Annotated in this window: 18 protein-coding genes and 9 pseudogenes; 20 read left to right on the plus strand and 7 right to left on the minus strand. The window is 60.7% G+C overall.

The annotated features are described in order from the left end of the window. Positions 1-214 precede the first annotated feature (214 nt). Positions 215-897 (minus strand): annotated as a pseudogene (locus CK224_RS04325) (IS5 family transposase). Positions 898-1,297: 400 nt separating this feature from the next. Here CK224_RS04325 and ehuB point away from each other — a divergent pair. Next, positions 1,298-2,155: an ectoine/hydroxyectoine ABC transporter substrate-binding protein EhuB gene (gene ehuB, locus CK224_RS04330; RefSeq protein ID WP_095780917.1), complete on the plus strand. Its 858-nt coding sequence runs from the start codon at positions 1,298-1,300 to the stop codon at positions 2,153-2,155. A gap of 446 nt (positions 2,156-2,601) precedes the next feature. Then, on the plus strand, positions 2,602-4,407 hold the full coding sequence (locus tag CK224_RS04335) for a gamma-glutamyltransferase family protein (protein ID WP_095780918.1): 1,806 nt from the start codon (positions 2,602-2,604) through the stop codon (positions 4,405-4,407). 423 nt (positions 4,408-4,830) lie between these two features. On the opposite strand, the gene CK224_RS32255 is transcribed toward CK224_RS04335, so the two are convergent. Further along, entirely contained in the window at positions 4,831-4,956 is a 126-nt protein-coding gene (locus CK224_RS32255) for a hypothetical protein (RefSeq protein WP_280952257.1), read from the minus strand. On the opposite strand from CK224_RS32255, the gene CK224_RS31750 reads away from it, so the two are divergent. Continuing rightward, positions 4,900-5,181, plus strand: coding sequence for a hypothetical protein (locus CK224_RS31750; protein ID WP_245425784.1), 282 nt, complete (start codon positions 4,900-4,902; stop codon positions 5,179-5,181). The genes CK224_RS32255 and CK224_RS31750 overlap by 57 nt on opposite strands. Beyond that, complete coding sequence (locus tag CK224_RS04345; RefSeq protein ID WP_095780919.1) at positions 5,133-6,248, plus strand: IS110 family transposase; 1,116 nt, start codon at positions 5,133-5,135, stop codon at positions 6,246-6,248. Before CK224_RS31750 ends, CK224_RS04345 begins: the two co-directional genes overlap by 49 nt. 289 nt (positions 6,249-6,537) lie before the next feature. Here the strand turns inward: CK224_RS04345 and CK224_RS04350 are convergent. Further along, positions 6,538-6,728 (minus strand): annotated as a pseudogene (locus CK224_RS04350) (transposase domain-containing protein); the annotation flags it as partial. 306 nt (positions 6,729-7,034) lie between these two features. Here CK224_RS04350 and CK224_RS31165 point away from each other — a divergent pair. The 12 genes and pseudogenes from CK224_RS31165 (at position 7,035) to CK224_RS04405 (ending at position 19,136) form a co-directional block, all read left to right on the plus strand. Further along, positions 7,035-7,211: a hypothetical protein gene (locus CK224_RS31165; RefSeq protein WP_176477851.1), complete on the plus strand. Its 177-nt coding sequence runs from the start codon at positions 7,035-7,037 to the stop codon at positions 7,209-7,211. Beyond that, positions 7,192-9,315 (plus strand): recombinase family protein, encoded by a 2,124-nt coding sequence (locus CK224_RS04355; protein ID WP_095780920.1) that lies wholly within the window; start codon positions 7,192-7,194, stop codon positions 9,313-9,315. The genes CK224_RS31165 and CK224_RS04355 overlap by 20 nt, the downstream gene beginning before the upstream one ends. Positions 9,316-9,320: 5 nt before the next feature. Further along, on the plus strand, positions 9,321-9,941 hold the full coding sequence (locus CK224_RS04360; protein ID WP_348628378.1) for a tyrosine-type recombinase/integrase: 621 nt from the start codon (positions 9,321-9,323) through the stop codon (positions 9,939-9,941). A gap of 59 nt (positions 9,942-10,000) precedes the next feature. After that, positions 10,001-10,351 (plus strand): transposase, encoded by a 351-nt coding sequence (locus tag CK224_RS04365; protein WP_095780922.1) that lies wholly within the window; start codon positions 10,001-10,003, stop codon positions 10,349-10,351. Further along, a pseudogene (locus tag CK224_RS32450) lies at positions 10,351-10,782 on the plus strand (IS3 family transposase); the annotation flags it as partial. The gene CK224_RS04365 and the pseudogene CK224_RS32450, both read left to right, overlap by 1 nt. A 122-nt stretch (positions 10,783-10,904) precedes the next feature. Further along, positions 10,905-11,806 (plus strand): annotated as a pseudogene (locus CK224_RS04375) (helix-turn-helix domain-containing protein); the annotation flags it as partial. 85 nt (positions 11,807-11,891) lie between these two features. Next, a pseudogene (locus CK224_RS04380) lies at positions 11,892-12,051 on the plus strand (transposase); the annotation flags it as partial. Between the two features lie 115 nt (positions 12,052-12,166). After that, positions 12,167-13,195: pseudogene (locus CK224_RS04385) on the plus strand (IS110 family transposase). Positions 13,196-14,085: 890 nt separating this feature from the next. Then, positions 14,086-15,666, plus strand: coding sequence for an ABC transporter substrate-binding protein (locus CK224_RS04390; protein WP_095780924.1), 1,581 nt, complete (start codon positions 14,086-14,088; stop codon positions 15,664-15,666). An 11-nt stretch (positions 15,667-15,677) separates the two neighbouring features. After that, positions 15,678-16,637 carry an ABC transporter permease gene (locus tag CK224_RS04395; protein WP_095780925.1) on the plus strand — a complete coding sequence of 320 codons (960 nt, stop codon included), beginning with the start codon at positions 15,678-15,680 and terminating at the stop codon, positions 16,635-16,637. Positions 16,638-16,644: 7 nt separating this feature from the next. Next, positions 16,645-17,469, plus strand: a complete 825-nt coding sequence (locus tag CK224_RS04400; protein ID WP_095780926.1) for an ABC transporter permease — start codon at positions 16,645-16,647, stop codon at positions 17,467-17,469. Next, positions 17,469-19,136, plus strand: a complete 1,668-nt coding sequence (locus tag CK224_RS04405; RefSeq protein ID WP_095781430.1) for an ABC transporter ATP-binding protein — start codon at positions 17,469-17,471, stop codon at positions 19,134-19,136. Before CK224_RS04400 ends, CK224_RS04405 begins: the two co-directional genes overlap by 1 nt. Before the next feature lie 62 nt (positions 19,137-19,198). Here the strand turns inward: CK224_RS04405 and CK224_RS04410 are convergent. Continuing rightward, positions 19,199-19,381, minus strand: a pseudogene (locus CK224_RS04410) (DDE-type integrase/transposase/recombinase); the annotation flags it as partial. Positions 19,382-19,413: 32 nt separating this feature from the next. On the opposite strand from CK224_RS04410, the gene CK224_RS04415 reads away from it, so the two are divergent. After that, the gene (locus CK224_RS04415; protein ID WP_245425786.1) at positions 19,414-19,596 is read left to right on the plus strand and encodes an ATP-binding protein; all 183 of its coding nucleotides are present in this window, start codon (positions 19,414-19,416) and stop codon (positions 19,594-19,596) included. A gap of 52 nt (positions 19,597-19,648) precedes the next feature. Here CK224_RS04415 and CK224_RS04420 read toward each other — a convergent pair. After that, positions 19,649-20,199, minus strand: a pseudogene (locus CK224_RS04420) (ATP-binding protein); the annotation flags it as partial. Positions 20,200-20,201: 2 nt separating this feature from the next. Beyond that, positions 20,202-20,436 (minus strand): annotated as a pseudogene (locus tag CK224_RS04425) (IS6 family transposase); the annotation flags it as partial. 330 nt (positions 20,437-20,766) lie between these two features. Here CK224_RS04425 and CK224_RS04430 point away from each other — a divergent pair. After that, positions 20,767-21,099, plus strand: a complete 333-nt coding sequence (locus CK224_RS04430; RefSeq protein WP_095780927.1) for a hypothetical protein — start codon at positions 20,767-20,769, stop codon at positions 21,097-21,099. 176 nt (positions 21,100-21,275) lie between these two features. After that, positions 21,276-21,473, plus strand: a complete 198-nt coding sequence (locus CK224_RS31760) for a DUF2285 domain-containing protein (protein WP_245425718.1) — start codon at positions 21,276-21,278, stop codon at positions 21,471-21,473. On the opposite strand, the gene CK224_RS04440 is transcribed toward CK224_RS31760, so the two are convergent. After that, positions 21,470-21,736, minus strand: a complete 267-nt coding sequence (locus CK224_RS04440; RefSeq protein ID WP_348628372.1) for a hypothetical protein — start codon at positions 21,734-21,736, stop codon at positions 21,470-21,472. The genes CK224_RS31760 and CK224_RS04440 overlap by 4 nt on opposite strands. 159 nt (positions 21,737-21,895) lie before the next feature. Here CK224_RS04440 and CK224_RS04445 point away from each other — a divergent pair, with 159 nt between their 5' ends. Beyond that, a complete protein-coding gene (locus CK224_RS04445; RefSeq protein WP_095780928.1) occupies positions 21,896-22,159 on the plus strand; it encodes a helix-turn-helix transcriptional regulator in 264 nt (87 codons plus the stop codon). Positions 22,160-23,403 lie beyond the last annotated feature (1,244 nt).

A 23,403-nucleotide genomic window follows, 5' to 3' on the forward strand; every position in this document is an offset into this window, starting at 1 on the left:
CGGCGCGCAATCCGTCGTGAAGCCAGGCCGTCAGCGAGCACGCTTCCAGGCCGATCCGCTCAAGCGGCAAGCCGGTCTTCATGGCTGCTCCTTCCAAATGTTTGTGGCGACTCACATCGACCACGTTTTCACATTTCGACAGGAGCAGCCGCCATCATCTGGCTCGGTCGAGACCCCAATCACCCCATCTGAATCCAAAAAGGATGTTTTGATATCAAGCTCTTGCGAGCCTGCGTGTGAGCAGGCGAATGTGGGCGACGTGTATCCAGGCTTCTGCGGAAGCGATGGATTTCTCCCAGTCCTTGGCCAGCCTGCGGCGTCGCCCCAGCCATGCGAATGTACGCTCCACGACCCAGCGGCGCGGCAGAACTCGAAGCCTTTGGCTTTGTCCGTCCGCTTGACGATCTCCATGGTGAACGTGCCGATCGTTTGCATCGCGCCCTTAAGCTTCGGCCCGGCATAGCCGCCGTCGGCGAAGACGTGTGCAGCCACGGCCAGCGTTCGAGGATGGTCTTGAGGGCAGCCGGTGCGCCGTCCCGGTCCTGGATGTCGGCGGCATGGACGACGAGACCGACCATCAGGCCGATGGTGTCGACAACGATGTGACGCTTGCGCCCGTTGATCTTCTTTCCCGCGTCGAAGCCACGAATTCCGCCGCTTTCCGTGGTTTTGACCGATTGGCTGTCGATCACGCCCGCCGTCGGGCTCGCTTCCCGACCCTCAGCCTCGCGCGCGGTCATGACGAGGCTGTTTCTGATGGTCCGCAACAGGCCCTCCTCGCGCCAGCGATAGAAATACTTCTGCACCGTTCAGCGCCCATTCCGCATCGGGCAGATCGCTTGCGTAGCGGGCGCAACGCCGCTCATAATGCGCACGGGTGATTTCAGTCCAGGCCATCGTGATCTCCATCGAATCTCGCAAATCCGACGGAATCACAGCCTGCTGAATCACTCAACTCTTTTTGGAACGGACACTGAGATGGCTGTCCTCTGCGAGTCCATCAAGGACGCCGGGTAGGCTGCATGCACCGGCGAAGCGAACGGCCTGAGACTGTAGCAATGGGCTAAACTAGAAAATTTGACCAACTGAAACGCACCGCTTTCCGCTCACCAAGGCGCCAGCCCATGAACGAGTTCACGCGCACTTGGTGCTTTACTGCGAATTGGCCGCAAATACGCACTTTTCCCGCGGGACCTTCGGTCAAATCGACCGCTCTTCGCTGGCCCCATCGCCGTATGGTTAGCTGTTACGAGACCAAGTGGGATCGCGCACTGGAAACAAATGGGGACCGGTCATCATGTTCAACTCACAAACTCCGAGCTTTACACGCTTTGCTGGTCTGCTGACGGCTTTTTGGGTCGGTACTGCAGGATCATGTTTTGCAGGTAGCCAGACCTTGGAACAGGCTAAGTCAGATGGTGTCACAATCGCCATCGCGAATGAGCCGCCCTACGCATTTATGGGAGCCGATGGTTCACCAACAGGGGCAGGTCCGGAACTTGACAAGGAGATATTGCGGGAAGCAGGCATCACGCTCTTTTCGGGAGCAGTGATGGAATACGGAGCAATGATACCCGCAGTGCAGTCCAAACGTGCGACGTTCGCATCGGTAGGGAGTCTACTGATAACTCCCGAGCGGTGTCAGGCTGTTATCTTTTCGGAACCTCTTATCTGTGACGGCCTTGCATTCATCCTGCCTAACGCGCTAGCGAGCAAGATTAAAAATTTCAAAGACATCGCGGCTGCCGGATTGAAAGTCGGGGTGTGTGGAGGATGCGTCGAGCAGAAACTTGCATTGGAAGCCGGCAACTCAGCTGAAAAGGTCGTGGTTTATCCGGACGGCACAAGCGGGATGAAGCTTCTGGCGGATGGCAGAATTGATGTATTCGCTTATTCATCGATAGGCGGTGCCGATCTTTACGATCGGCTCGCAGACCAAGTGAAGTTTAAGTACGCTGGCGTCGTTGATTTCCCATTTTCCTGCCAGGGCGCCGCTTTTAACAAAGAAGACGTTGAGTTGAGGGACGCCTATAACAAAGGTATCGGCGCAATCCGCAAGAGCGGGAAATACATGGAAATCCTCAAGAAATTCAAGATGGAGGAAGCTGCGACCGGTCTTGACACAGTGAATACGCAACTTCTCTGTAGCAGATAGGTCGGACCGGTGGGTCGGACAGGAAGTCTCTACCTTTGCGGCTTCGTGCCTTCGGCCGATCCTGTCGCCCATCCCAGCAGATCCACTCCGGTTGGAGTCGACGTTGTCCCGTTTCTATCAGTTTTGAGTTCGTTCCGGCATGGGTTGTGCCATGCTGAGCGGGTGAAGCGGCGGACGCTGGCGCGGAAGTTTTGGCATAGCGCGCGCGAGCGCGCTGGACTCTTCCGTGATCCAGCTCAAGCCGATTGTTCAAGCATTTGCTCTTGCGAATCGCTATCGGCCAGCAATTCAGTTCCTTAAGTTTGTTAGAAATTGTGGAAAACTCCACACAGAACGCCTCTTAGTGAGCTCAATAAGGGAATTTAACGGAAAAAGTTCTTTGAGGCTTCCTAGGGCGTGAGTACGGAGACAGGCATTCAACCCCTTGATGATCGCATGAGGTTCGCATGGTAACGTCGCGTCCGGAAATTGTCGGCACATTCGGGGTCGTCACCTCGACGCATTGGCTTGCCACCACAGTCGGCATTTCGATTCTGGAACGGGGGGGGAACGCCTTCGATGCTGCGGTCGCGGTCGGTTGTGTCCTGCACATCGTCGAGCCGGATATGAACGGTCCTGGCGGGGACGTGCCAATCGTGCTGTGGAGTGTCGCAAAAAAACGCGTAGACGTTGTCTGCGGACAAGGGGTTGCGCCTGCTGGGGCCAGCATCAGCAAGCTGCGAGACATGGGTTTCGATATCATGCCGGGTGCCGGACATCTGCCGGCTGTCGTGCCTGGCTCCTTTGGCGCATGGATGCTGCTCCTGCGCGACTACGGTACCATGCGGCCGCGCGATGTGCTTGCACCGGCCATTTCAATCGCGCGGCATGGCTTCATAACCACACCTACGGTTGCTCGCATGCTAGGCGATGTCGAGGGCTTTTTCAAGCAGCATTGGCCCAGTTCGGCAGAAGTCTTCTTGCTCGGCGGCAGTGCTCCCCGGGCGGGAACACTCCTTTGTCTGCCCGCACAAGCTGAGACTTATGAGCGGATTGTGTGCGAATCAGAGTGCGTCGGTTCAGACCGCGACGCGCAGATCGAGGCAGCCCGGCGCGCCTGGTACGAGGGCTTCGTTGCAGAGGCGATCGACCACTTCTTCCGTCAACCCGTCACGGATACATCGGGCCAAGCACATGCGGGATTCCTCACCGGTGACGACCTGGCACGTTGGAAGGCAGGCGTCGAAACACCACTAACCATCGATTATGGAAAATATCGCGTCTGCAAACCCGGGCCGTGGGCGCAGAGCCCGGTGATGCTGCAGCAGCTAGCTCTGCTAAAGGGCTTCGACATCGCCGCAATGGAACCGCTGGGGGCGGCGTTCGTCCATACCGTACAGGAATGTGCCAAACTAGCCTTCGCCGACCGCGACGCATTTTACGGAGACCCGGCATTTGCTGACGTGCCCATCGATCGCCTTCTCTCAAGCGAATACAACGAAGAGCGCCGGCGGCTGGTCGCAGGCGAAGCGTCTCAATACATACGCCCTGGTCGAATTGATGGCTATGGTGGAAATATTTCGCTGCGCGCCTCGGGTTCCACCGACATGGCGCATAGTGAGATGATCGTTGCTATGAATCGCGACGGATTGATAAGGCAGAGCTGGGCTTCCTTCCTAGCAAAGAGTCATGGCGATACCTGCCACCTAGATATCATCGATCGGTGGGGAAATATGGTTTCGGCGACACCAAGCGGCGGATGGATGACAGGATCGCCAGTGGTGCCTGGACTTGGGTTCAGCATATCCGCGCGCGGTCAGATGTTCCTGCTTGACGAACGTCACCCCAACGCACTGGTGCCTGGTAAACGACCCCGCACGACACTTACGCCGTCGTTGGCCTTGCGAGATGGCGAACCCTATCTCGTCTTCGGCACGCCCGGCGGCGACCAACAAGACCAATGGGCACTTCATGCTTTCCTCCGGCACGTCGATCACGGCATGAACCTGCAGGAAGCGATCGACGCGCCCAGCTTTCATACAGCCCATCTGCTTGGGTCGTTTTACCCACGCGAATGGGTGCCAGGCCACTTGGCAGTGGAAGCTGGGTTCCCGGGCAAGACGCTTGCCGAACTCGATCGCCGCGGTCATCACCTTGAGATATCCGGCGTATGGGGGCATTACAACTCGGTCAGTATGGCTGCGCGTGACGGCGGCATCCTGCGCGCGGGTGCGAGCCCGCGCCGTATGCAGTGCTATGCGATAGGTCGCTGAGGCGCATCAAGACGTTCCTGTTTTCTCCTGTCCGGGTCGATCCTGTCCCAGCACCTAACTTTATGTTCACGTCTGCTATATGGGGACCCAGCAAGGCGTATAGGATGGCAAAAGAACGCGGGCGCCCCGTGAATTGAGGCCATTGGTAAGCGCCACGACGCTCCCCTCGTGCGTCGCATGAGGTGAATGTGCCAAGAATCCCCGACCGCAAGAGACGGAGGGCCTACATCGGAGCAGACGGCAAAATCGACGTCCATTTGGACGTCCCAACAGCTGGCTACGCAGGCCGGCTCGAGGTTCTGGAAGGTCAATGGGACGGCGGGTTCGCTCGGAGGCGGACAGCCCGGATTGCGGCCGAGAGCCTGATGCCGGGGGTGCAGGTGGCGGCGGTCGCCCCAAGCATGGCGCGACCCGCTGGCAGATCTAACGATTGGCGGCGTGCATCCGGATCAATACCACCTGCCGCTCGAAGCCGCGGAGATCGCGCAGGGTGTGCTCGACGCCGCGCACGAAAAGGCGCAGCAAGTCATCCAAGGGCCATTCGGACATTCGGACGACATCTCCGGTACGCGCCGGCGCAACCGCGGCCAGTTGCCGGCCCATCTGCCGCGGGTGGAGCGTAAGACCGTATGTCCGCCTCTGTCGGTGAGGTGGCTCGCCCTACACTGCGCGTCCGAGGGTTGCTCGGGCGGGCCGAGCCGATCCTCATCACAGGAGGACGAGCCGTGGCAGATTATAGGGAAGCATTTGTCGGAATCGATGTCGCGAAGCTGAGGAACGCCATCGCGGTTGCGGACGCTGGCCGGGAGGGAGAGGTTCGCTTCTTCGGCGAGGTCGACGCGTCGGAAGAGAGCATGCGCCGAGTTATCTGGCGGATCGCCACCAAGTTCGATCGGGTGTATTTCTGCTACGAGGCTGGCCCGACCGGCTATGGTCTCTATCGGCTGATCCGATCGTTGGGCCATGAATGCACTGTGGTCGCGCCATCGTTGATTCCAAGGAAGCCCGGCGATCGAGTGAAGACAAACCGCCGGGATGCTCTTGCGTTGGCTCGGCTGCTGCGCGCCGGCGAACTGACCGCGGTTTGGGTTCCTGATGAAGGTCACGAAGCCATGCGGGATCTCGTCCGCGCCCGGGCGGCCGCGGTCGAGACGCTTCGCGTCCATCGGCAGCATGTGAGCGCCTTCATGCTCAAGCACGGGCGTATCTATCCCCGCAAGAAGGGCTGGACGATGCGCTATTTGCGCTGGCTCCAGGAGCAACCGTTCGATCACTCGGCGCATCAGATCGCGCTTCAGGAAATGGTCGAAGCGGTGCGTGTCTCGAAAGAACGGGTCGATCGGCTTGAGGGCGTGATCGAGGAGTTCGTTCCGGCTTGGTCGCTGGCGCCGATCGTGCGGGCGCTCCAGACCCTGCGGGGCGTAGACCTGATTGTTGCGGTGACATTCGCCACCGAGGTTGGCGACGTGCAGCGGTTCGAGAGCCCGCGCCAACTCATGGGGTATCTCGGCCTCGTCCCTGGAGAGCGATCGACCGGCGAGAGCGTCAGACGGGGCGGCATCACCAAGGCGGGGAACGGCCGCGTTCGCCATATGCTGGTCGAGAGCGCATGGACCTATAGGCATCCGCCCAGGGTCGGTGCGAAGAAGCTGTACCGTCTGGAGCAGGCACCACCAAAGGTGCGGGAGATCGCCTGGAAGGCGCAGACCAGGCTGACGGCCCGCTATCGAATGTTGAGCGGACGCGGCAAGAGAACAACGGTGGTTTGCACAGCGATTGCCCGTGAACTGGCCGGCTTCATGTGGGCCGTTGCAAGGGAGGTGCAGGCGATCAGGTCGTAGACCGCTGCGATGGCTTTCATCTCGCGCATGGGCGGAGGCGGGACCACGGCAGGGGAATGCCCGTCAGACGCTTTGTGGCCGGCAAATCGACCGACGCCCGCAGTAAGATAGGAACAGCCCCGGACGCACAATCGGGAATGCGGTAGCCAACCCGCGCATCAGAGCTTGATCACCGACGTCCTTCAGTTCCGCCTCCACCCATACGCGATCATCAGAATGAGCAGCCGTTCCTCGGATCGGGCGACCTCCTGCGTTCCAAACCTTGACAGCGGACATCAGAGCGGTGTTATCAGGCCACGGCCTGGATTTCGGGAGCGGCGGTGTAGGCCCAGGGCAGGAGATCGTCGATCTGGCTGTTGGGGAAGCCGTTGACGATCTTGGTGAGCACGTCGGCGAGATAGCCGAGCGGCTCGATGCCGTTGAGTTTGCAGGTTTCGATCAGCGTCGCGATGACGGCCAATGCTCGGCGCCGCCGTCCGACGGGACCTCATGATGCCCGGATTCTAGGGCATGAGGTAGAGGTCGCCTATCCGTTCCACCCGCGGTTCCGGCGGCCCGCGATCGTGATTGCCGATCAGTTCCACAACGGCAGTCGTCATTTGACCCTGCGCTCAGGCGAGTGCCCATCCTTCCTGATTCCCGCATGGATGATCGATCCAGCGGTCGCATCGGTCAAGACCACTGACTTTCCGCGCATTTCGGTTGCCCGACTTTTCGATCTTAGGGCGTTCCTGGACTCAGGCCTAGCCTGCAACCTTGGGGAAGAGATTCCCGAAGGAGGCGCTGATGGCGAAGCAGTGGACGCATGCGCAACAGGATCTGTTCGAGGAGCCGCCGCCAGCCATGAGGCTCGCGCCGGCGGAGCGGACGAAAGCGGTGGAGCAGCTGCAGGCACTCCTGATGGAGGCGATGGTGGCCGTGGCAGATCAGTTGGAGGCGGGCGATGACGAAGATCACGGCTGATCATCTGGTACGGAACGCCATCGTCTATGTCCGGCAATCGACGGCTTTCCAGGTTGCCCAGAACCTGGAAAGCCAGCGGCGGCAATATGGCCTGGCCGATCGGGCCCGCCAGTTGGGGTGGCCCGACGTCGAGGTGATCGATGACGATCTTGGCCGATCGGGCGGGGGCGCACGCCGGCCCGGCTTCGAAAAGCTTCTGGCGGCAATCTGCGAGGGCCGCGTCGGTGCCTTGCTCTCGCTGGAGGCTTCCCGGCTGGCGCGCAATGGGCGCGACTGGCATACGCTCCTGGAGTTCTGCGGTCTGGTCGGCACGCTGATTGTCGACGAGGACGGCGTCTACGACTCGGCCTCGCCCAACGACCGGCTCCTGCTCGGCATGAAGGGCACGATGAGCGAGATGGAACTCTCGGTCTTTCGGCAACGCTCGACCGAAGCGATGAAGCAGAAGGCGCGCCTGGGCGAACTCTTCCTCACCGTGGCGATCGGCTATGTGAAGGCTGGCGGAGACCGTATCGAGAAGGATGCAAATCGACGTGTCCAGGAGGCCATCGCGTTGGTGTTCCGCAAGTTCGCCGAGCTTCAGACGATCCGCCAAGTGCTGGTGTGGTGCAGGCAGGAAAAGGTTCTGTTGCCTGCCCTGGGCAACAGTGCGGCCGGCCGGGTTATCTGGCGCTTGCCTGTTTATCCGACAGTTCATCACATGCTGACCAACCCCGTCTATGCCGGCGCCTACGCCTTCGGCCGCCGAACCGCGCGCGTGACGATCGAGAACGGGCGCAAGCGGGTGGTCCGGAGCATGCAGCGCGACTGGCGCAGCTGGGAGGTTTTGATCCGCGACCACCACGAGGGCTATATTGCCTGGGCCGAGTACGAAAGGAATCAACAGCTGATCGCCGATAACACCAACGGCAAGCGGTTCATGAGCCGAGGCGCGGTCCGCACCGGCGAAGCTCTGCTGCCCGGCCTGCTCCGCTGCGCCCGGTGCGGCAAGAAGCTTCACGTCCGCTACGGCCAGACTTATCGTTACGAGTGCGTGGGCGCCTTCAACCAACTCGCGGCGGCGCGATGCGTCACCTTTGGCGGAATGCGCGTCGACCATGTGCTTGCCAAGGAAGTGCTGGACAGGCTCCAGCCTCTGGGCGTGGAAGCGGCACTGGCGGCCGTCGAAACGCTCAGTCAGCAGCGCTCGGAGAAGAAGAGCCAACTCGACCTAGCGCTGCAGCAAGCGCGTTACGAGGCTGCCAGGGCGCAGCGTCAGTACGACGCCGCCGATCCGGAGAACCGCCTTGTAGCTGGAGAACTGGAGCGGCGATGGAACGAACGGTTGGCTGCAGTTCGTGATCTTGAACTCGAGATGCATCAGCTCGATTCCGACAAGGCGCCGGCGCTGACCGAGGCCGACCGCGAGCGGCTCATGGCGCTCGGTCAGGACCTGGTTCGTGCTTGGGAGAGCCCCGGCACCACGCCAGAGACGCGCAAGAAGATCATCCGCACGGTCATCGCCGAGATCATCGTCGATGTCGTCGGCGATAACCTGGAGCTGATCATCCACTGGCAGGGCGGTGACCATACCCGTCTGATGGTGAAGCGGAACCGCGCCGGCCAGACGCGGTGGACTACCGACGCGGAAGTGGTCGACTTGGTTCGCGCCCTGGCTCGCCAGATTTCTGACGAAACGATCGCCGCGGTACTCAACCGATCCGGTAAGACGACCGGGCATGGCAAGAGCTGGACACGGGGGCGTATCTGCTTCCTGCGCCATCAACATTACATCGCCGTCTATCGTGACGGCGAGCGCGCCGAACGCGGAGAGGTTACGCTCGATGAGGCGGCCGCAGCCCTGACCCTCAGCCAATCGACCATCCGCCGTCTCATCACCGAGGGCGCTCTCCCGGCAGAACAACATTGCAAAGGCGCACCCTGGATCATTCGACACGCCGACCTTGAGCGAGAGGAGATACGCCGGCAGGCCGACCTACGCCGCTCACGACGCCCGCCACCCGACGAGCGCCAGCCAATCTACTCGATCTTTCAACAGCATGACGGGATGAGCAGTATGAAGCACCATCGTCAGAGCCTGCGAAGAGTGCGTTCTTTCGGTTGAGCGCGATCGGGCGGATCGAGCGCTCGAATGAGATGGAGGCTCTGCTGGCGGTTCCTGACCGCCGGACGCTGCACGGTCGGGCCGAACATGCCTTGTTGCTCTTCCTCTACAACACCGGGGCACGGGTCTCGGAGGCAACAAGATTGCAGGTCAGCGATCTCCAAATCGGCCGATACGGCGACAATCATGCGCTCGTCACCCTTTGCTGCAAGGGCGACAAAATCCGCCAGTGTCGCTATGGCCGCGCACAGAGGATGCACTTGGCGAACTCATTCCGGGACGCGCAAGCAGCGAACCGGTCTTCCTCAGTCGTCATCGCAAGCGCTATACGCGGTTCGGGGTTTACCGGCTCGTCAAGCGATGTGCGGCACACGTACCAACGCTTGCCGCAAGGGCGATCACGCCCGCACATGATCCGTCACACAAGCGCCTGTCATCTGTTGCAGGCAGGTGTCGACCTTAACACCATCCGCGCCTGGCTCGGACATGTCAGCCTTGAGACCACCAACATCTACGCCGAAATCGATATCGAGATGAATGCAAAAGCGATGGCGCTGTGCGAGGCCACGACCTCGCGGCAAGAAAGACCGTGGAAAGAGGACAAGGGTGTGGAGTGCGCCCCCTGAGGGTGGACAGATCGGCTTGAGGGATTGACCAGTCTTGTCGGATTTTCGAAGAGAGAACCATGGCAAGATATCGCACACACAGCGACGAGTTTAAGCGTCAGGTCGCGCAGGAATATCTATCGGGCGAGACGCTGCATGGATTGGCAAAGCGCCACGATATCCAGCGCCAATTGATCCGCGTCTGGGTCCGCAAGTATGAGGAAGGCGCTCTTGATGAGGATGCGCAGGCGGCCGATCTCATCCAGGAATATGAAGCTCGCATCGCTGCGCTTGAACGGCTCGTCGGCAAACAGGCTCTGGAGCTGGAGTTCCTAAAGGGGGCTCTGAAAAGCGCACCGTTGCCGAGAAGCGGGACAACGTCCGTTGTCACCGGCCCCGTGGCGTCTCCGTCGCGCAGGGATGCCGGCTGATGGGCATTGCGCGTTCGACCTATTATGATCGCCCGGAGCGGCCGACCGACGACACGGCAATTGTCGAAGCCATGTTCGAAGTCTGCGATGTATTCGAAAGCTATGGCTACCGTCGCGTTGACACCGCCTTGCGGCAGCGGGGCCTTGTCGTCAATCACAAGAAGATCCGGCGCTTGATGCGCGAGCACGATCTGCAGCCGAAAATCAGGCGTCGGTTCATCGCCACGACCGACAGCGGTCACGGCTGGCCGATCTATCCTAACCTGGCCCGAGACTTTCTGCCGATGGGTCCGAACCAGCTTTGGGTCAGCGACATCACCTATGTGGCGCTGCCGACGCGCTTCATCTACGCCGCCATCATCCTCGATGCCTGGTCACGCCTCGTCGTCGGCTACGCCATCGGTCGGTCCATCGACGCACGCCTAACTACCCGCGGCCTTGCAAGCCGCTATTGCCCGCAGGCAGCCGCCGCCTGGCTGCATTCACCACTCGGACCGCGGATCGCAAGGCGGATTCAAGCGGTCGTCGCAACACCTGAACGAAGGAGGTTGCGATGGGGATTGGAAAGCGACGATCACACCGTTCTGGACGGGCGCCGTTGCCGTCACCGGGACGTCCGCCAGTGGCGGGGCGATCTGAACTCCGCGATTCTGGTTGGGGATAGCGCAGGGGCTGACCAGCGAAGATGCTGCGCTGGCGGCTGGTATGTCGCAGCCTGTTGGAACCAGATTGTTCCGACAGGCGGGCGGCATGGCACCAGCGATGTTCAGATCTTCCACCAAGCCGCCGTCAGAGCGATACCTTGCGTTTGCGGAACGTGAGGAGATCGCACTTCTTCGCGTTCAGGGCCTTTTGAGACGCGAGATCGGACGCCGACTTGGCCGATCCGCCTCGACCATCTCCCGTGAGCTACGACGCAATGCCGCGACGCGCAGCGGCGGGCTGGAATATCGTGCATCGACAGCCCAATGGCACGCCGACCGATCGGCCCGTCGGCCCAAACCGACCAAGCTTGCGCTCAACACTACCTTGCGCACTTATGTGGAGCAGCGACTGGCCGGCGTCGTCAGGTCCCAAAGTGGCGCCGCCGTTCCTGGTCCGGCCGTTCGGTGGAAGGGCCGCCGGCACGGTCCGCGAAAGGATCGGCGATGGGCCAGGGCCTGGAGCCCGGAACAGATCGCCCGACGCTTGCCGATCGACTTCCCGGACGACAAGACGATGCGCATCAGCCACGAAGCCATCTATCAAGCTCTCTTCGTTCAGGGTCGGGGAGCGCTACGCCGCGAACTGTCGGCCTGCTTGCGAACGGGGCGCGTGCTGCGGGTCCCCAGGGCCCGCGTACGCAGTCAAGGTAAGAGCTTTGTCTTGCCGGAAATCATGATCAGTCAACGCCCCGCCGAAGCGGCCGATCGCGCGGTGCCGGGTCACTGGGAACGAGACCTCATCCTTAACCAGCGTGCCGATCGCCGAGCTGCCAAGAGCAGAGCCTTGCACGACCTGAGCGTCCACAGCGCCGACGAGATCGCCGCCGTGGCCGCGCGTCCGCTATGATCTTGCCCATTGGGAAGGGCTCACTCGCTTCCTCGGCGACGGACGGCTCGAGTTGGACACCAACCCAGTCGAAAAACGCCATCCGTCCAGTATGCTTGACCAGAAAAAATGCTCTGTTTGCTGGCCATGAAGTCGGGGCCGAAAACTAGATGCCGTAATGGGCCGGCGCTCCTCTCATAGCCAGGAAGGCGGCTGTCCCTCAGAGTGATGATGTTGAACGGGGGTCCGATTGTGTCGGCCCCAAGCATCAAGCGAGGGACAACCATGGACTATTATGCAGGAATTGATGTGTCGCTGGAACTGAGCAGCGTTTGCGTGGTGGATTCGTCGGGCAAGATAGTGCGAGAGACGAAGGTGGCGAGCGAGCCAGAGGCACTGTTGCAGCATTTCGCCGATCTGGGATTGCCGGTCATCCGCGTCGGCTTTGAGGCGGGCCAACTGTCGCAGTGGTTGCGCGAGGGTCTGGTCGACGCCGGCTTTGAGGTGGTGTTGCTGGAGACACGGCATGTGAAGGCGGCACTGTCGGCGATGCCGGTGAAGACGGATCGCAAGGATGCCCGCGGGATCTGGCAGCTGCTGCGCATGGGCTGGTACCGTCCTGTACACGCCAAGTCTGCAGATGCCCAGGAGGTGCGGGCACTGCTGGTTGGCCGCAAGCTGTTGCAGGCCAAGCTGCTCGACGTCGAGCTTAGCATCCGCGGAATCCTACGCGGTTACGGGCTCAAGGTTGGCGAGGTGAGCCGGGGGCGTTTCGAGGCGCGCATTCGCGAACTCATCGAAGGCCATGACATGCTTGCGACGGTGATCGGCGCGATGCTGCAGGCCCGGGCCGTATTGTGGAACGAGTTTACCCGGCTGCACCGCGCGACGCTGAAGATCGCTCGTGTCGATCCTGTCTGCCAGCGGCTGATGAGCGCGCCCGGTGTCGGGCCTCTGGTGGCGCTCACCTATCGTTCGGCGGTCGACATCCGGGGCGGTTTGCAAAATCCCGAACCGTCGGTGCGTACTTCGGACTGACGCCCAAGAAATATCAATCCGGCGAGACCGACATCGACGGCGCATCAGCAAGGTCGGCGATGGAATGGTGCGAACCGCGCTCTATGAAGCGGCGCACATCATGCTGACGCGCGCCACGCGGTTCTCCGCCCTGAAGCGCTGGGCGATGGGCGTGGCGAAGCGGCGCGGCATGAAACGGGCAAAGGTGGCGCTGGCCGCAAGCTCGCCACCGCCCTCCATCGCATGCGGGCTGATGTCAGTCAGTCCCATTGGGGCAAGGACACCGTAACCGCGTAAAAGGAGGAACAAGGCGGCGAGGCGGGCCGCCATAGGCGCTGCTTCTTCGAGGTTCCGTCGCTGGGACGAGGGCTTGGCAAGGTCGGGAGTAGTGCTGTGAAAGCTTCGGCAAATCACGCGTCCTAGATTGACTGCCGGCTCAAGGATCTGATGGCATGATGTGGCAGTCTTCGTGCTGACCACGGACAGAAGCATGATCCCAGCGGCGTGGTGATCACTCGAAGGACTTGACGAGTAAGGGCCCATTACAGAAGGCACTGCTATCATTCGTCGCGGCCACCGTGCAGGCTCAACGATGTCAATCCCGTTGCCTACCTCGCCGAAACTCTCGACGCCATCATCAACGGCCATAGCAGAGCCAGATCGACGAACTCATGCGCTGGCGATTCCGAAAAACGTCAAGCCCAAATCCAAAGGCGATCGGCGAGGCGCTTACGGTCATTCAAGCGCAAGGGGCAGACGCTCTGCTCGAGCAGATACGGACCTCGATCTGCGAAGGTACTTCGACACTGTTCGGCACTGACCATCTGTTGGAAAAGGTAGCGAAGCGGGTGGAGGACCCGGAACATAATGCGCCGTCGCGTTTGAAAGCGTCGGGCCGGTTGCTGTCGGCGACTTTTTCTTCTGGGTTCCAGTCGGATCGGCGGGCAAGGGCACCACCTGCTGGGGCCGTAATCAATCCTGCGCCCCAGACATCCCCGTGTCCGACAGATCCCCTGCGAGCAATCTTTCACCTTTCACTAACATCGTCGGAATGCGCGCAATCGGCGAAAAACACCGATTTCCTGCGTTTGCAGCCGACAGTTCGCACTAGAGCGCCTCGTTGACAATGATACCGTCACCAAAACAGAAGGCTGAATTGTCAACACCAACATGACGAGGACCATCCCTTGCCACAGGAACTCGACTATCTGAGCCGCCGCGTCGCTGCGGGCCTTATGAGCCGACGTGAATTTCTCGGGCGTGCGACAGCGCTCGGCGTCAGTGCCACTTTCGCCAACTCGCTTCTTGCCGGCGCCGCGAAGGCGCAGACGCCAAAAAAGGGCGGCATTCTGAAGGCCGGCGTGCAGGGCGGTGCGACGACCGACAGTCTCGACCCAGCGGCTACTTCGTCCCATTTCACCAGATGCTGGGGCGAAATATTGATGGAGGTGACCTCCGACGGTGGCATCGAATACCGCATCGCCGAGAAAGTCGGCTCGTCGAAGGACGCCAAGACTTGGACGATGAAAATCCGCAAGGGGGTCGAATTCCACAACGGCAAAACTGTGACAGCGGAAGACGTGGTGGCGACGATCGGGCGTCATTCCGACGCCAAGTCAAAGTCGGGTGCGCTGGGCGTGCTGAAGAACATCGACACCATCAAGGCGAATGGCAACGAGGTTGTCGTGACTCTGAAGGAGGCCAATTTCGAATTCCCTTATCTGATGACGGATTTCCATCTGGTCATACAGCCGAACGGCGGCAAGGATGATCCAGCCGCCGGCATTGGCGCCGGCCCCTACAAAGTCACAGTCAACGAGCCGGGCGTGCGGCATGGCGGCGAAAAGTTTAAGAACCACTGGCAGGGCGACAAGGTCGGCCATGCCGATCAGGTCGAGATCATCATCATCAACGACAATACGGCCCGCATCTCCGCGCTGCGCGCCGGCCAGGTGCACATGGTCAGCAAGGTCGATCCGAAGGTCGTTGACTTGGTGAAGCGGATACCCGGCGTCACCATCCAGAATGTGACGGGGCGCGGCTTCTATACCTTCAACATGCTCTGCGACACGCCTCCGTTCGACAACAACGATCTCAGATTGGCGCTCAAGCTCGCCATCGACCGGCAGGAGATGGTCGACAAGATCCTTCGCGGCTATGGGTCAATAGGTAACGACTTCCCAATCAACGAAACCTACGCGCTATTTTCCGCCGACATCGAGCAGCGCTCCTTTGATCCGGACAAAGCCAAGTTCCACTATAAGAAGTCGGGCCACAGCGGGCCGATCCTGCTCAGGACTTCCGAGGTTGCGTTCCCCGGCGCCATCGAAGCCGCCCAGCTCTACCAGCAGAGCTGCGCAAAGGCCGGCATGGCCATCGAGGTCAAGCGCGAGCCGGGCGACGGCTACTGGTCGGAAGTCTGGATAAAGCAGCCCTTCCACAACGCCTTCTGGGTCGGGCGCCCGACGCAGGACCTAATGTACTCGACCGCCTATCTGTCCACGGCGCCCTGGAACGACACGCACTTCTTCAACGAGAAGTTTGACAAGCTTCTCATCGAGGCGCGCACCGAACCTGACGAGGACAAGCGCAAGAACCTCTATCGCGAGATGGCCATCATCGTTCGGGACGAGGGCGGCGTAATCGCGCCGATGTTCAACCAGTTCATCGACGCCACCTCCGCCCAGGTCGGCGGCTATGGCGGTGGCCCCAAGGCTTTCAATTTAATGAGTGGCTACGCTTTGGTGCAATGCTGGCTCGAAGCGTGAACGGAGTGCTTGTGGGCTCGCCCGTTCTGACGCTGATTGCCCAGCGCGTCGCGCTGGGCATTCTTCTCCTCTTCGCCGTCTCCGTGCTGATCTTCGCGGGCACCCAGATTCTTCCAGGCGACGTAGCGCAGTCCATCCTCGGTCAGGATGCCACGCCTGAGGCAGTCGCCAATCTGCGTCAGGAGCTTGGGCTGAACGACCCAGCCTATGCGCGCTACTTCCATTGGCTGGGAGGGGTTTTGACCGGCGATCTGGGTTCCACGCTGACTACGCGACAGGAGATCGCCAAAACACTGATGCCACGGCTGTGGAACACGCTGTTCCTCGCCTTCTGGGCGGCAATCGTGGCCGTGCCGCTCGCCATCGTCCTTGGGCTGCTGGCGGTGCGCTACCGCAATGGCTGGGTCGACAAGCTGATCTCTGGACTGGCGCTCGCCTCGACCTCGCTGCCAGAGTTCTTCATCGGCTATCTGCTGATCTTATCCTTCGCCGTGACGCAGCAATGGCTGCCGGCGATCTCGACTGTTTATGACGGCATGCCATTCTTCGACAAACTCAAGGCTATCGTGCTGCCGGCGACAGCGCTAGTACTGGTGGTCCTCGCCCACATGATGCGCATGACGCGTGCCGCCATCCTCAATGTGATGCAATCAGCCTACATCGAGACGGCTGAGCTCAAGGGGCTTTCGGCATCCGCCGTCATCCGCAAGCACGCCCTCCCGAACGCGGTCGCGCCCATCATCAACGTCGTCATGCTCAACCTCGCCTTCCTCATTGTTGGCGTCGTCGTGGTCGAGGTGATCTTCGTATATCCGGGCATGGGGCAATATCTGGTAGACCATGTCGTCAAGCGCGACGTGCCGGTGGTGCAGGCGGTCGGCTTGGTCTTCGCCGCAATCTATATCGGCCTGAACATCGTCGCCGATGTCGCCGCGATCCTCGCCAACCCGCGCCTGCGACATCCGAAGTAGAACGGCTATGTTCGATTTGAAGAATCTCACCGTCAGTGCCGGCATCGGCCTCATTCTCTTCGCGCTGTTCCTCCTATGCGCACTTTTCGCCCCGCTGATTGCACCTTTTCCGATGAGCCAGATCGCGGGCGATGTATGGGGGCCGCTGTCGTCGACGCACTGGCTGGGTACCGACAATCTCGGGCGAGACCTGCTGTCGCGCATGGTCTATGGCGCCCGAACCACCATTTTCATTGCCGCCATGGCCACCGCCTTGTCTTTCTCGCTCGGCGCGATCCTCGGCCTCATGGCGGCGGTGGTAGGCGGTCTGGTCGACACGCTGATGTCGCGCTTTGTCGACCTCTTGATGGCGATACCGACGCTGATATTCGGCCTTGTCGTCCTCGCAGTGCTGCCCTCGAACAACGTGACGCTCATTCTCGTCATGGGGGTTTTGAGCTCGACGCGCGTTTACCGCCTTTCGCGTGCGGTTGCCGTCGACATCAACGCAATGGATTTCGTGGAAGCAGCTAAGGTGCGTGGTGAGGGGCTCGGCTGGATCATATTCCGCGAGATCCTACCCAACGCACTGTCGCCGCTGGTGGCGGAACTTGGCCTGCGCTTCATCTTTTCGGTGCTGTTCCTCTCGACGCTCTCGTTCCTCGGGCTCGGTGTGCAACCGCCGGAGGCCGATTGGGGTGGCATGGTGAAGGAGAATAAAGACGGAATTGTCTTCGGGATACCTGCCGCTCTCATCCCGGCTTCTGCGATCGCGACGCTGTCAATCTCCGTTAACCTGGTAGCCGACTGGGTGCTTACCAGCACCGCCAGTCTCAAGGGAGGACGGGAATGATGGTTAAGGTTCGGACAAAACCGCGGCGCGAACCGGACATTCTGCTCGATATCAGGAACCTCAAGGTCGAGGCGACCGTCTATTCGCCGGGCGAGAAGCCGCGCGACGTCACCATCGTGGACGGAGTGTCGCTGCTATTGAAGCGCGGCAAGGTGCTGGGGCTGATCGGTGAATCCGGCGCCGGAAAGTCGACCATCGGCCTTTCCTCAATGGGCTATGGCCGCGGCGGAGTCCGTATCACCGGCGGCGAGGTATTCCTGAACGGCCGCGATATCCTCAAGGGCGGCGTCCGGGATTTGCGTAGGGTACGCGGCAGTGAGGTGTGCTATGTCGCGCAGTCGGCTGCTGCCGCTTTCAACCCTGCCCTTCGACTCATGGACCAGGTCGTGGAAGCAGCACTTCTGCATGGAGTTGGTGCGAAAGCCGAGGCAGAGAAGCGCGCGGTGGCGCTGTTCACTAAACTCCGCTTGCCCGACCCTAAAAGCATCGGCTGCCGCTATCCACATCAGGTCTCTGGCGGCCAATTGCAACGCGTGATGACTGCGATGGCGCTTTGCTCCGAACCCGACCTGATCGTGTTCGACGAGCCGACCACGGCACTCGACGTGACGACGCAAATCGACGTGCTGGCAGCCATCAAGGATGCTATCCGCGACACCGGCGTCGCGGCCCTCTACATCACCCACGATCTTGCCGTGGTGGCCCAGGTCTCGGACGAGATCATGGTGTTGCGGGATGGCAAGATGGTTGAGCACGGCGAAACGCAGCAGATCATCAAGGCGCCGCGCATGGACTACACCAAAGCATTAGTGTCGGTGCGCTCGATCGAGCATGAGGAGAAGGGGCCTACGCCGAAGCCGCTGCTTTCTGTCGAGCACGTCACGGCTGCCTATGGCGGCGGTGCGGTGAAGGTTCTCCAGGACGTCTCGGTTAATGTCCAGCCCGGCCAAACGCTCGCTGTCGTTGGCGAATCGGGCTCCGGAAAATCCACACTCGCCCGCGCCATCACGGGCTTGCTGCCGCCCGTCGCCGGCAGCATCACCTTCGCCGACCGCACACTCACGCCCAAGCTTGCCGACCGCTCCAAGGACGATCTTCGCCAATTGCAGATGATCTATCAGATGGCCGACGTCGCGTTGAACCCACGCCAGACGGTTCGCACCATCATCGGCCGGCCGCTCGAATTCTATTTCGGTATGCGAGGAAAGGAGCGCGATGCCCGAGTTACCGAACTGCTCGACGAGATCGAGATGAGCAAGGGCTTCATCGACCGCTATCCGGCGGAGCTTTCGGGCGGCCAGAAGCAGCGGGTCTGCATCGCCCGCGCGCTCGCGGCAAAGCCGAAGCTCATCATCTGCGACGAGGTGACGAGCGCTCTCGACCCGCTGGTGGCTGACGGCATCCTCAAGCTGTTGCTTCGCCTGCAGAAGATTGAGGACGTGGCGTACCTTTTCATCTCGCACGACCTCGCGACTGTGAAAGCTATAGCCGACTCCATCGCGGTGATTTATCGCGGAGAGGTGGTCCGCTACGGCTCGAAGACACAAGTGCTCACACCACCGTTCGACGCATATACCGATCTCTTGCTGTCTTCCGTGCCTGAAATGGAAGTAGGGTGGTTGGAGCACGCAATTCACGGGCGCCGCATGGAGAGCGCGGGGAATTGAGCTTCACGAAGGGTTTTGTTGCAAGGGCTGAATGGGAGCGCAGAGTAGTCTGACACGAGGCCAAGGATTTGGAACTGCTCGACCAGCGATGGTTCGGATTGAAGGCGAACCTCGCCTGTTGCTTACGCATCGTGAACCATTTCGATGCCGTTTAGGACGATCGCTGCTGATGCTGGTGATTTGAAGCCGAGCATTGACCGGATGCGGCGCTTGATGCGCCGATGGTCCTGTTAGATTACGTCATGACGCCCAGATCGAAAACGCCGATTTCCGGGCAATCCGCGGTCTTGATCGCAATCTCGTCATGAGGCTGGCGACCTGGGACTGGATCAGCCATAGCCTGCTCCTGATCGGACCAGCCGGCGTCGGGAAGAGCTGGCTGGCCTGCGCGCTCGGCCACAATGCCGATTGCGACGAAGCCGCCCCTTCGTTCCGATATGATTGCGCCCCTCCGACATGATGTCGCCCCCCTTGGGCCGGGGTATTGCTGGCTATGATTGTTGTCGTTTCGGTCACCTCCTTGTCAAGCGTTCCGCTGCTGGTTTCGGCGCATGCTTTCGCCCCGTCAGGTCGATGCGATCGGCATTGTGCACGAGCCTGTCGAGGATGGCGTCGGCGTAGGTCGATTTCCGGTCACGTCATGCCATGCCGAACACGGGCAACTGGATGGTGATGACGGTTGACCGGCGGGCCGTACCGGTTTTCGAGTATTTCGAGGAGCTCGTGGCCGGCCTGATCGTCGAGCGGCCCAAGTCCCCAATCGCCGAGGATCGGCAACTGGACGTTGCCGGGCCTGCGTTGCAGACGCGCATAGCGTCCGTCGCCCCGGGCCAGCACCAGCTTGGCGAACAGCCTTGGAACGCGCTAATAAAGCGGTCATCCCGGTAGGCTTTGCGACCCAAGGCGCAGGCGAGCCAACTCTTGCCGACGCCGGCCGGCCCGCAGATGGCCAGATTGTCATGGGCGTCGATCGAGTCGCCGGTAACGAGTTGAGGAACAACGCGCAGTCGAGGCCGCGCTCGCTGCGATAGTCGATATCCTCGGGCGCCGCCTGGTGACGGAGCGAAACTGACGTAGGCCCTTTTCGATCATCGGGGCGTAAGCCAATACCCACCGGTTGATCGTGCTGTGATCGACCTCGAAGCCGCGGTTCCGGAACATTTCCTCAAGATCCCAGCAGCCAAGCAGATATCTCAGATACCAGGTGACCGCCTGTCCGATCAGCCACGCCTCGAAATGCCTGCCTTTGCAATCGTCCTTCGACTGGCGCTTCAGCTTTTGGGTTTCGATTCAGAATCATCGGTACGCTCCACAACATCCGGAGCGCGAATTTCCCTTCTCCAATCAACATACCGTTAAGCCACAATTTGCGACAAGCTCAGTAATTCCAGCATTCGTCGGGCTTGAAGAGGTCACATACTTGCCGACAGCAATCAGAAATCGGCGTAACGATGGCCAAAACGCCGATTTCCTGCACTAGCAGAGGAAATTCAGCAACGCCGCGCACATGGGTGCGGTACTGATTACTCAGCAGCCCTGGTCGGCCCCAAGCGAACACATAACACGTCTTAATGAGGAGCATCTAATTTGTCGCAAGACCTGGACTATCTGAGCCGGCGTCGCTGCGGGTGTGGACCACGTTCGCGACATCCAGGACTGGCTTCCGGGCAGCGCGCTTGCCGGGCTCGTCATCCCGTCGACCGATGACTTCCTGAGCGAGTTCGCGCCCCCGGCTGAGCGGCGGCTGCGCTGGCCAACTGGCTTCCGCGGATCGACAGGCGAGGCGGTCGTTCTGCGTGAGGCGGCCGCGCTGTTCCTTGAGGGGCGATATTTCCAACAGGGCCTTGCCGACACCCGCGGCGCGCCGTTGTCGATCGAGCCCGACATGCTGTCCGCCCGCCGCGCCTGGCTCGGTAGGGTCTGGTTGTCGACACCAACACCTGACTGGAAGGATCACCGATGACCGACGACATGATGAACCTGCGCGCCTATCCTGCGACCCGTTTGCCTGCGTGCAGAGGCGATTTGGCCCCCAGCACTTTTGAAACATCGCTTGTGGGGGCTCGAGTGCCTCAATGCCCTTTGTTTCGATGGACAACTGCCGCCCGCCTGTTTCCGCCCGAAAGACGCGGAGCCCGATTGACCTTCGTTCTTCGCGCCCTTGACGAGTCGCTCGCTGGTGCATCCCACCGCGAGATTGCTGAGGCGCTGATGGGAGAAGGGCGCGTCCACTCCGACTGGAACGATCCTCGCGATCACCTGCGCGATCGCATCCGCCGCGCCGTTTCGCGCGGCCGCGCACTGATGGATGGCGGGTACCGGGACTTTCTCGTCTAAAAAGCACCGCAACCCGCCCTGTAATTCAACTGGCGGACAGTTGCTTGCAACCGATCGTCACCCATCCAATTCGCGCGGTCGATATGGCTGCGGACAGCCTTGCGGGCGCGGACCGGTTCAAGGATCGGGTCGTTGCCGAGTATGAGATCGGCCATCTCCTCCACGCTGGCGTTGTCGGCGCAGGCGTCGAGGATGCGCAGGTAAATGGTGCGATGTTGCCTGTCGTAGCTTGTGATGCTGTCCGACCAGGGGACTTCGTCCATGATGCTTGGCTTCATGTGCGCGCTTTGACTGTTGGGTTCGAGCAGATTGTGGCGATCGCCCGGTTGCGGACCGAACGAGCGCCGTCGACAGCTGCCAACCATAAAGAATAGGAACGATCATTCGTAGAACGATAATTCCTTTTCAGCGCCTATTTCGCCGTGGATCTCAAAGAGGTCATGGCGATCAACATGCGTCGCTTGCGCCATGAACAGGATCTGACGCAGGAAGAGTTGGCTGCACGCGCGGATCTTAGCGCGCGTTATGTGGGCTCGATCGAGCGTGCCCGCGTTTCAAGCGTCAGCGTGCTCGGACGACTGGCGCAAGCATTCAGCGTTGATCCGTGCGAGCTTATAAAACCGCCGCAAGGCTCGGCATTTGCGATCAGCTTCGGCAGGAAGGCTCCTAAGGGCGCCCGCGCCTGAGGGCACGCCGGGTGCTCGTGAACCAAGCCCGCTTTTCTTGGGCAAGCTAAGCCGGTCTCGGCCATGCGGCTTCGCCCCGGCGTGAGGCAGCCTCTCGGCTGCTGAACGACAGGACCTTCGTCCTTCGTGCGCTCCACGGGTCACGCTGCATCCCACCGTCGCTGAGGCGCTCTTCGGCGACCGGCGCGTCCAGTCCGACTGGAATATCGTCGCGATCACATGTGGGGAAACCGTAGCGTATTTCGGTGTGTCCGGTCGCCAACCGCACCCGCACCCCGTCGCAATCGGGATCATCGCAGCGTTTCCGGGCCTCGCATGATCCGAAACGGTGCCTTCACGTCCACCTTGGGCTCGACGGTCACCCTGCGGGCATTCACGCTAACCACCTCAATGCGCCTGCCAGCCGGTTCTGGCTTCTTCCGCTGATCCGATACAATCATCGCCGGCACGAGAACCGCAGACGCCAGCTTCGTCAAGCCGACCCTCGCCATGCCCCCTGCGCCAAGCAAACAGCAGTGGGTTGGAACGCCGCGGCGCCGCGACATCGCCGATGCCTGCCGCGCAGTCCATAGCTCCCCTCGACGATCAGCAGCTTCTCCTGCTCCGACCAGCGGCGCCGGCGGCAGCATCAAATATCTCGAAACGAGTGACTCGGCGACAGTCAGTCCCGATATCATACCGACGGGCAGCTACTCTCCGCCTCCTCGGCAAGGCGGCGCTCCTCAGAGCCAGTGAGAAAAACGCAGGAAAGCTGCAGCGAACCCTCCCACATTGCAGACTTCAGCAGGAAGCGCCTTCTAATATGTAGCATGAGTACGGGGCCTGCTTGTCGCGGGTGATAAGGACGCGGCGCCTGATCCTTCGGCTGCAGATAGTCGGCTGAGGTGCCGGCTAAAACCTGCTCTCCCTGCCGGGAAGCCCGCATGAGGGGATCGAGTGACACGCAAATGAGACCCCAGGGCGGGCTTTCACCTTAGTCATGAGGGAGGTGCCAAGCACTTGATTGACGCTACGCGACAACAGTTAAGCATGTATTCGGCAGAAAATGCGTAGCATCTAAGTTACGAGCTTCGCTTAAATGTGCAAAATGTTCAGTGTGGACAAGTAAATCTGAGAGAGCATAGTTGCATAAAAGCAACGTATAAATTATATTATTTCTGCAAAGGTAAACTTTGAACTTGCACAAATGAGCATCACTATGCGAAGGATGCACTGCCATGTGCATCTGTTTCGATCGTGGGGAC

It is taken from the genome of Mesorhizobium sp. WSM3862 (assembly GCF_002294985.1).
Lineage (GTDB): Bacteria > Pseudomonadota > Alphaproteobacteria > Rhizobiales > Rhizobiaceae > Mesorhizobium.

What these genes read in the sequence shown, in the direction of transcription:
- CK224_RS04440 (WP_348628372.1), bottom strand. Translation starts at nt 21,736, where the DNA reads ATGGACGAAGTCCCCTGGTCGGACAGCATCACAAGCTACGACAGGCAA.
- CK224_RS04355 (WP_095780920.1), top strand. Translation starts at nt 7,192, where the DNA reads ATGACGAAGATCACGGCTGATCATCTGGTACGGAACGCCATCGTCTAT.
- CK224_RS04365 (WP_095780922.1), top strand. Translation starts at nt 10,001, where the DNA reads ATGGCAAGATATCGCACACACAGCGACGAGTTTAAGCGTCAGGTCGCG.
- CK224_RS32255 (WP_280952257.1), bottom strand. Translation starts at nt 4,956, where the DNA reads ATGTCCGAATGGCCCTTGGATGACTTGCTGCGCCTTTTCGTGCGCGGC.
- CK224_RS31165 (WP_176477851.1), top strand. Translation starts at nt 7,035, where the DNA reads ATGGCGAAGCAGTGGACGCATGCGCAACAGGATCTGTTCGAGGAGCCG.
- CK224_RS04405 (WP_095781430.1), top strand. Translation starts at nt 17,469, where the DNA reads ATGGTTAAGGTTCGGACAAAACCGCGGCGCGAACCGGACATTCTGCTC.
- ehuB (WP_095780917.1), top strand. Translation starts at nt 1,298, where the DNA reads ATGTTCAACTCACAAACTCCGAGCTTTACACGCTTTGCTGGTCTGCTG.
- CK224_RS04400 (WP_095780926.1), top strand. Translation starts at nt 16,645, where the DNA reads ATGTTCGATTTGAAGAATCTCACCGTCAGTGCCGGCATCGGCCTCATT.
- CK224_RS04335 (WP_095780918.1), top strand. Translation starts at nt 2,602, where the DNA reads ATGGTAACGTCGCGTCCGGAAATTGTCGGCACATTCGGGGTCGTCACC.